We start from the raw sequence: 323 nt of genomic DNA, 5'->3' as shown, positions 1-323 counted from the left end.
AAGCCCCGGCTAACTTCGTGCCAGCAGCCGCGGTAATACGAAGGGGGCTAGCGTTGTTCGGAATCACTGGGCGTAAAGCGCACGTAGGCGGATCTTTAAGTCAGGGGTGAAATCCCGAGGCTCAACCTCGGAACTGCCTTTGATACTGGAGGTCTCGAGTCCGGGAGAGGTGAGTGGAACTGCGAGTGTAGAGGTGAAATTCGTAGATATTCGCAAGAACACCAGTGGCGAAGGCGGCTCACTGGCCCGGTACTGACGCTGAGGTGCGAAAGCGTGGGGAGCAAACAGGATTAGATACCCTAGTAGTCCTGTCTCTTATACAC

At 55.4% G+C, this 323-nt stretch carries 1 rRNA gene; it reads left to right on the top strand.

The annotated features are described in order from the left end of the window. A 16S ribosomal RNA gene (locus ACTHSL_RS13325) occupies positions 1–323 on the top strand; the annotation flags it as partial.

This window comes from Neisseria sp. P0008.S010, assembly GCF_051962715.1.
GTDB lineage: Bacteria > Pseudomonadota > Gammaproteobacteria > Burkholderiales > Neisseriaceae > Neisseria > Neisseria elongata.
This window is presented reverse-complemented; position numbering and strand designations above follow the sequence as displayed.